This window comes from Pseudoduganella aquatica, from assembly GCF_009857595.1.
Lineage (GTDB): Bacteria > Pseudomonadota > Gammaproteobacteria > Burkholderiales > Burkholderiaceae_D > Rugamonas > Rugamonas aquatica_A.
The window spans coordinates 158,285-165,423 of record NZ_WWCU01000010.1; the positions used below are offsets into that span (position 1 = coordinate 158,285).

Below are 7,139 nucleotides of genomic sequence, written 5' to 3' on the forward strand. Positions count from 1 at the left end.
TGGGTTAAAACGAAAAATCCGCGTGCAGGCTGTCGCGAATGGCGACAAAGCCCGCCTGGCCGCGCTGGCGCGGATGCGGCAGCGCCACTTCCTGCACGCGGCGTATGCGGCCGGGCCGTGCGTCCAGCACCACAATGCGGTCCGCCAGATACACCGCCTCGTCGATATCGTGCGTGACCATCAGCATGGTGATGCCTTCCTCCTGCCACAAGCGGCGCAACTCCTGCTGCAGGCGCAAGCGGGTGAGCGCGTCCAGCGCGCCCAGCGGTTCGTCCAGCAGCAGCACGTCCGGCTTGCCCACCAGCGCACGCGCGATCGCGGCCCGCTGCGACATGCCGCCGGAAAGCTGGTGCGGGAAAGCGTCGGCGAAACCGTCCAGCCCCACACGGGCAATCTCCGCCGCCACGCGCTCGCGGCGCTCGGCCGCAGGCACGCGGGTGTTGGTAAAGGAGAGCGCAATGTTCTGCTCCACCGTCAGCCAGGGGAACAGGCGGTGGTCCTGGAACACCAGGCCGCGATTCAGGTCGGTGCCCTGGATGTCCTTGCCGTCATGCTGCAGGCGGCCTTCGTATTCGGTGTCCAGGCCGGCCAGCAGGCGCAGCAAAGTGGACTTTCCGCAGCCGGAAGCGCCCACGATGGCGACAAACTCGCCCGGCTCCACACGGAAGGAGATATCGTCCAGCACGGGCAGGCGCTCGCCTTTCAGCGCGAAGGATTTGCTGACATGCTCGATCAGCAGGCCGCCGCTGCGGCTGCGGGGGCGCGCGCCAGGCAGCGCGTGCAGCAGTGCCTTGGAAATAGGTGCGTTCATGGTTTCCTCAAGATTCAAATCGATGGATGCGGCGCGCCACGCGGTTCAGGATGGCGTTCATGGCCTGCGCCACCAGCGCGATCACCAGCACGGCCAGCAGCACCACGTCCATGCGGCCCGCCACCTCGCCGTTCAGCAGCAGCGAGCCGATGCCGGGACCGGCCGCGAACAGCAGTTCGCCGCCCATGCAGGCCAGCCAGGAGAAGGCCAGCGCGTGCGTCAGGCCGGTAACAATGGCCGGCGCGGCGGCAGGCAGCAGCACGCGGCGGAAGGTCTGCCACTGCGTGAGCGTCAGCACCTGGCCCACTTCGCGCAGCCGCACCTCCACGTTGCGTATGCCTTCGCAGGTGTTGAGCGTGGTGGGATAGAAGGCGGCGATGGCCACCACCAGCAGCTTGGCCGCGTCGCCGCTGCCCACCCACAGGCCAAGCAGCGGTATCAGGCCAAGCAGCGGCACCTGGCGGATGCTGTGGTACAGAGGCCCGATCAGGCGCTCGGCCACGCGTGATTGCGCCATCAGCGTGCCGGCGGCGATGCCCACGGTCCCGCCAAGGGCAATGCCGGTGAGCGTGCGGCCCAGGCTTACCTTCACGTGCAGCCAGAGTTCGCCGGAGGCCAGCAGCTGCAGCAGGCTGTCCCACAGCAGCGGCAGCGGCACGAAGATATAGGCGGCGCTGGCGCCCTGCCCGGATGCCCACTGCCAGGTGGCCAGCAGGGCTGCCGGCAGCAGCGAGCCTTTGATTATGGTGATGGCTTTCGCTTGCATGGTCAGCCTTTCTTCCAGCGGGTCAGGCGCTGCTCGATCAGGCGGAAGCTGCGGTCCAGTCCAAAACCGATCACGCCGGTCAGCACCACGCCCACCATCACCACGTCCAGGCGGAACATCTGGCGTCCCATTTCCATCATTTGCCCCAGGCCGCTGTCGGCGGCCAGCAGCTCCGCGCCAACCAGCACCATCCAGGAGCGGGACAGCGCAATGCGCACGCCGGCCAGTACGTCCGGAACAATGGCAGGCAGCGCAACGCGGCGGATAACGTTCCAGCGCGAGAAGCGGTAGACGGAGGCCACCTCGAAATAGCGCGCGGAGATGTTGCGGATTGCGTCATGCGCCGCCAGCGCGACGATAAAGAAGGTGGCTTTTGCGACGATGAAGACCTTGAAACTCTCGCCTATGCCCAGTACCAGGATGAACAGCGGAATCAGCGCCACGGTGGGCAACTGGCGCAGCACGTTGAAGGTGGGTTCGACAAAGGCGCGCAGCGGCTTGGACAGGCCTAGCAGCACGCCTGCCGCCAGGCCCGCTGCACCGCCCAGCGCGAAGCCGGCGAACAGGCGGTACAGGCTCACGCTCAGGTGGTCCGTCAGTTCACCGGACTGCACCAGTTCGGCGGCCGTCAGCGCCACCTGCCAGGGGGAGACCAGGATCTGCGGCGGCGCCCATTCCAGCGCCGTGGCGGCGGACCACAGCAGCAACACCAGCACGGGCGCCGTCCAGGCGGACCAGCGCGCCGCCAGCCAGCGGTCAGCCAAGCTATCCGGCAGGCGGCCCGGATGCACGGCCGGCGCGGGCCTGGTTTGCAGAGACAACGCTACCTTTGGCGTGCCCGCTGGCGCAGCGCTCGGCGCGCCGGAGGCCGGGGCGGCCGCCGTTCCGCTTGTCGTGGCGGCCGATGCAGCGCCCGGCTTGGCGGCAAATGCGGCGGCTGCCAGCGGATCTTCCTCATGCAACGCCCGCGAGGGCCTGTATGCAGCGGCGATGGTCATTGCTATTCCTTCCTCAGCGGGTCCAGTAGTCTTGCAGCTGAAGCTGGGCCAGGCCCTGCTTCACGAACTGCGGCGCGAACAATGCGTCCACAGGAAGCGGCTTGGCGATCAGGCCTGCCTGCTTTGCGTACTCCGCCTCGGCCGCGTAGTGGGCGCGCACGGCGGGCGTGAACAATGGAGACCAGCGGTCCTTCCACTGCGTGCTGTCGCCCTCCAGCTCACGGCGCACCACTTCCTCGCTCTGGCCGCCCAGCGCTTCGGACTTGATGTAGCTGTCGCGGCCCGCGTCCGCCGCAGCGGCGGCCTTGTGGTGCTCGCGCAGATAGGCCGACACCACCAGCTGCGCCACCTGCGGATAGCGCTGCAGGAAGGCCCCGTCGCCCCACAATTCGGCACGCATCTTCCAGTCCTCCGGCGCCTTCTTGCTGGCCCAGATAATCTTGCCCACCTTCTTATCCTCAAGAACAAAGGCGTCGCTCAAGGTGAAGAAAGCATCCACCCCGCCGGTCGCCAGCGCGGCTGCGCCAGCCTGCGGATTCAGGTTCAGTATCTTCACGTCGCTCAGCTTCAGGCCGTGCGCCTGCAGCAGCCGCGCAAACGGATACTCCCAGGGACGGCCGCGATGCAGCGCAATACGCTTGCCCTTCAAGTCGGCGATGGAGCGCGCCGTGGAATTCGGCGGCACCACCAGATAAGTGTTATTCAAGCTCCCGCCGGGCAGCACCAGCCTGGTTTGCAGGCCGGATGCATTGGCGATGATGGACGGCAGGTCGCCGTAGTGCGCGAAGTCGATGCTCTTGCTGGCAAAGCCCTCGTTCACTTGCGCGGCCACGGCGTTGGTGGTCACCGGCACCCATTCCAGGCGCACGCCCAGCTTGCCCAGCTCCGTTTCCAGCCACCGGTCCTGCGCCACCTGCGCCGAAGCGCCTGCAAAGACCGTCTTGCCGGCCGGCGCGGAGCGCGCCACCGCCGCGATGCGCACCGTTTCCGGCAGCTTGGCACTGGCCGGCGCACTGGCAGCGGCAGAAGCAGCCGAGGCCACCTGGGACGCACCGGCCGCCCAGGCCAGTCCGGCCTGCGCAGCGCCCGGCATCACCGCCGTGGCAACGCAAGCCGCGCACGCCAAAGCAGCAGCCAGAAGACGCGCACCGCGCGGACGTTTGAAAGAAGTGGGGGACAGTGCCGTCTTCATCGCAGCTCCTTACAGATCGCTGCCGGGCAGCAGGGACAGCTCGCGCGCGGTTTCGATCAGATTACTCATCTTCCATTGCTGCAGCAGCACGCCAGGACCGAAGTCGCGCGAGCCGCCGATGGCCTCCGCCTGGATCTGGATCTTGGCGCCCTCCTCCAGCAGCAGAATGAACTCGGCCAGCTTGATCAAGCCCTGCTTGCCCCATACTGTGGCGCCGCCGTTGGCTTCCAGGATGGCGGTGGAATAAGTGTTCTTGGCGATGAGGCCGAGGATGAAGTCCACTTCCGGCTGGCGGCGGTCGATATAGATCGGGATCTCGCGTATCAGCTGGAAGCGCTGGACCGGCACGTAGCGGATAGGCAGCGTGCGATGGGTTTGCGCCCAGGCGCCCAGCGCCGGCGAATGCACATGCGAGATCGACGTGACTTCCGGACGCTCGCGGAACAGCTTCAGATAGCGCCCGCCGCCGCCGGCATTGCCCGCATAGACCGTGCCGTCCAGGCCAACCACGGACGCCACCAGCGGCTCGCCCTTGCGGAACGGACCCGGATCATTCACCACCACCACCTTGTCCTCGCCCGGAATCCGCTCAACGAATCCCACGGTGCCGTTGGCGGTCAGGCTGCCGGTTTCGCGCAGCGCGTTGAACGCCAGCTGCGCGTCCTTGCGAACCTGCTCCACGAAATCCTGTACATGCCGGCTCAGTTGCGCTTGTGCTACCAGTGCTTCAGTCATTGCATTTCTCCCTGCGGGTTGGTCATGCCTCTACTTTCGCAAGACGCGTGCCAGCCGAAACCGGCCCCTGCGCAAGGCTCAATGCGCGTGGCGTAGCAGCCGGTGTTGATATCGCAGCAGCCCGCCGCTGCACTGTCGCAGCCGCAGCATGCGCGCCATGCCGCAGGCGGGCATGCTTCCTGCAATCCCCTTGTGCGGCCGCATTCCGAAATCATCAGCGGACCGATACAACCACTAACCACAAGGACAGACATGAGCACTATTGAAAAGCAAGCCAAACCGGTGGAAACGGTTTGGTTCACACGTTGTCCCGTCCCCACGGCCACCGGGCTGGCATATAAGCTCGGATGGCTGGACCAGGAGTTCGCGCGCGACGGCATCAAGCTGCAAACGCTGCAGGAAGTCGGCGGCGAGCTGGCGCGCCACCATTACGACCACCAACTGGAAACGCTGGTGCGCGAAGGCGGCAACCTGCTGGCACTGCCCGCGCGCGCGCAAGGCGCACCGACCCGGCTGATAGGCCTGACTTGGATCGACGAGTGGCAATCCATCCTGGTCCGCCCCGGCTCGGGCATCACCAAGCCGGCAGACCTGAAAGGCAAACGCCTGGCGCTGCCCGCCTTCCGCAACGACGACCTGCAAAACAACCGGCGCGGCCGCAGCATCGCGCGCGGCATGAGCCTGGCGGGCTACAAGGGCGCGCTCGCATCCGCAGGCTTGACGCTGGACGACGTGGAGCTGGTGGAACTGGGCCAGAACGCCCCTGCCGAGTACCGCAACCTGGGCACCAATCTGTGGGAAGGCATTTCACCGCTGCTGCTGGGCGAAGTGGACGCCGTGTATGTAAAAGGCGCAGCGGCTGCGGATGCGGCGCGGGACGCAGGCGTGGTGGTGGGCATCGATCTGGACAAGCTGGAACGCCGCTACCGCGTCAACAACGGCACGCCGCGTCCCATCACCGTGCATGAAGACTTCCTGCGCGACCATTTCGAGCTGGTGGTGCGCTTCCTTACGCAGACCCTGCGCGCGGCCGAATGGGCCAGGAGCCACAAGGACGAAGTGCTGGAGATACTGCAAGGGGAAACCCGCGCCGGCGGCAAAGGCGTGGCGGAAGCCTACCGCGATGGGTTCCACCTGGCGCTGGCGCCGGACCTGTCGGACGAAAAGGTGGAGCTGTTCAAGCAGCAGAAGCACTTCCAGCTGGTGCACGGCTTCCTGGACCGGGATGTGGATGTGGATGCGTGGATAGATCGCAGGCCGCTAGAAGAAGCCCAGCGCCGCGTGAGCGAAAGCCTGCGCGCCGCAGCTTAAAGCAGATGGCCACCGAAGCGGTGGCCATTTTTTGGACCCAGCCTTTGTCCGCATCGTTCCACGGCCCAGCGACACAGTGCCGTGCCCGATTTTTTGGTCTTTACTAAAACGTCTAGGAAGACCCTCAACTACCGGACACCGGCACAACGATTTGACCAATGTGTTGCGTTTACCGATTGAATCCTCAGCCGGTTGCAATCGCAAGAAACAGAGCTTCGATAGCACTATTCGTCTGGTGCTTAACTTGCTGCCTGTCTACTACATTCGCCAGTCCAAGAAGGAAAAACCGAGAAGCGCGATGAGCGAAAACACTAGCGTTGGCGCTAGCACAGACGCGACAGCAACACGGAACCATCGGACAATCTTAGTTGATGAATCGTCCTCTGCGGCTAACACATAAACTAGACCGCAAAGAAAAAATGGGGCTAATGTAAGCAAAGCATGGCCTATCGGGCTCAAAATTAGGTGAGCGCTTTGAGCAAAAAATACTAACGCAAACGAAGTAAATGCCCGCAAAAATTACCGTAAGTGCAAATGCGCCCATCGGTCGAAAACGTGGTCTACACAAGTACATCCTCGAAGCCTCAGTTTTAACTCAACGTCTGCTTAATCACTCGGCCCCATAAATCAACTTCTGAAATAGGTGGCCAATTCAATACTTCATTCTTTGTATGGTTGCGTCTGCTTCTGGCCGGGATTAAACATCGCGGGGCAATTTCGTCAGCCAACTCTGGACCCGGCCCAGAATTGGCGTAATCTCTGGCGCAAATCCGTCTTCATCGTACCACTGGGCGATATCGAGATCCATGGCGATGCTGTCAATTTCTTTAATCAGGGCGTATGGCATGCCTTCAAGAGCTCTGCCGTTTCCTCGAATCGATTCAGCAAGCTCCCGCGCATGGCCTTGATATTCCTGAAGTAGAGCCAAACTTGCTTCGATGCGAGCGATTAGGGAAGCACTGATTAATTCATCGGACGCCGTTCCCTGCGGCAGTCCAACCTGAGACAATAACGGCACCCCCACTGTCCGCCATCGACCATGCAAAAGAGCTTTTCCGACCTTGAATATGCTGCCAAGAAGAAGCTGACGCGGCGCGACCGCTTCCTGGCAGAGATCGACAGCGTGACCCCTTGGGGCAAGTTGCATAAAGCGGTCGAGCCGTTCTATCCGAGGGTCGAAGGTGCCGGCCGTCCGCCAGTCGGACTGGCCCGCATGCTGCGCATGTACGTGGCCCAGCAATGCTTTGGTTTGTCTGATGAAGGCATCGAAGACGCGATCTACGACAGCCAGTCCATTCGTGCTTTCGTCGGTATCGACTTGGGCCG

8 protein-coding genes are annotated in these 7,139 nt (G+C 63.8%); 2 read left to right on the forward strand and 6 right to left on the reverse strand.

What is annotated here, in order from left to right:
* Nucleotides 1–4: 4 nt before the first annotated feature.
* Genes GTP77_RS11695 through GTP77_RS11715 form a run of 5 tightly spaced genes read right to left on the reverse strand, consistent with a single transcriptional unit; the run spans nucleotide 5 to nucleotide 4,502 of the window.
* Nucleotides 5–811, reverse strand: a complete 807-nt coding sequence (locus GTP77_RS11695; RefSeq protein WP_161072337.1) for an ABC transporter ATP-binding protein — start codon at nucleotides 809–811, stop codon at nucleotides 5–7.
* Nucleotides 812–818: 7 nt separating this feature from the next.
* Nucleotides 819–1,577, reverse strand: coding sequence for an ABC transporter permease (locus GTP77_RS11700; protein WP_161072338.1), 759 nt, complete (start codon nucleotides 1,575–1,577; stop codon nucleotides 819–821).
* Between the two features lie 2 nt (nucleotides 1,578–1,579).
* Entirely contained in the window at nucleotides 1,580–2,575 is a 996-nt protein-coding gene (locus tag GTP77_RS11705) for an ABC transporter permease (RefSeq protein WP_161072339.1), read from the reverse strand.
* A gap of 13 nt (nucleotides 2,576–2,588) precedes the next feature.
* Nucleotides 2,589–3,767, reverse strand: a complete 1,179-nt coding sequence (locus tag GTP77_RS11710) for a PhnD/SsuA/transferrin family substrate-binding protein (protein WP_229202159.1) — start codon at nucleotides 3,765–3,767, stop codon at nucleotides 2,589–2,591.
* Nucleotides 3,768–3,776: 9 nt separating this feature from the next.
* Nucleotides 3,777–4,502, reverse strand: coding sequence for a class II aldolase/adducin family protein (locus tag GTP77_RS11715; protein WP_161072340.1), 726 nt, complete (start codon nucleotides 4,500–4,502; stop codon nucleotides 3,777–3,779).
* 252 nt (nucleotides 4,503–4,754) lie between these two features.
* Between GTP77_RS11715 and GTP77_RS11720 the strand changes: the two genes are divergently transcribed.
* Nucleotides 4,755–5,813, forward strand: coding sequence for an ABC transporter substrate-binding protein (locus GTP77_RS11720; RefSeq protein WP_161072341.1), 1,059 nt, complete (start codon nucleotides 4,755–4,757; stop codon nucleotides 5,811–5,813).
* A 697-nt stretch (nucleotides 5,814–6,510) separates the two neighbouring features.
* Here GTP77_RS11720 and GTP77_RS11725 read toward each other — a convergent pair.
* A complete protein-coding gene (locus GTP77_RS11725) occupies nucleotides 6,511–6,831 on the reverse strand; it encodes a hypothetical protein (RefSeq protein ID WP_161072342.1) in 321 nt (106 codons plus the stop codon).
* A gap of 21 nt (nucleotides 6,832–6,852) precedes the next feature.
* Between GTP77_RS11725 and GTP77_RS11730 the strand changes: the two genes are divergently transcribed.
* On the forward strand, nucleotides 6,853–7,139 hold a 287-nt coding region (locus GTP77_RS11730), incomplete at its 3' end, for a transposase (RefSeq protein ID WP_161072343.1).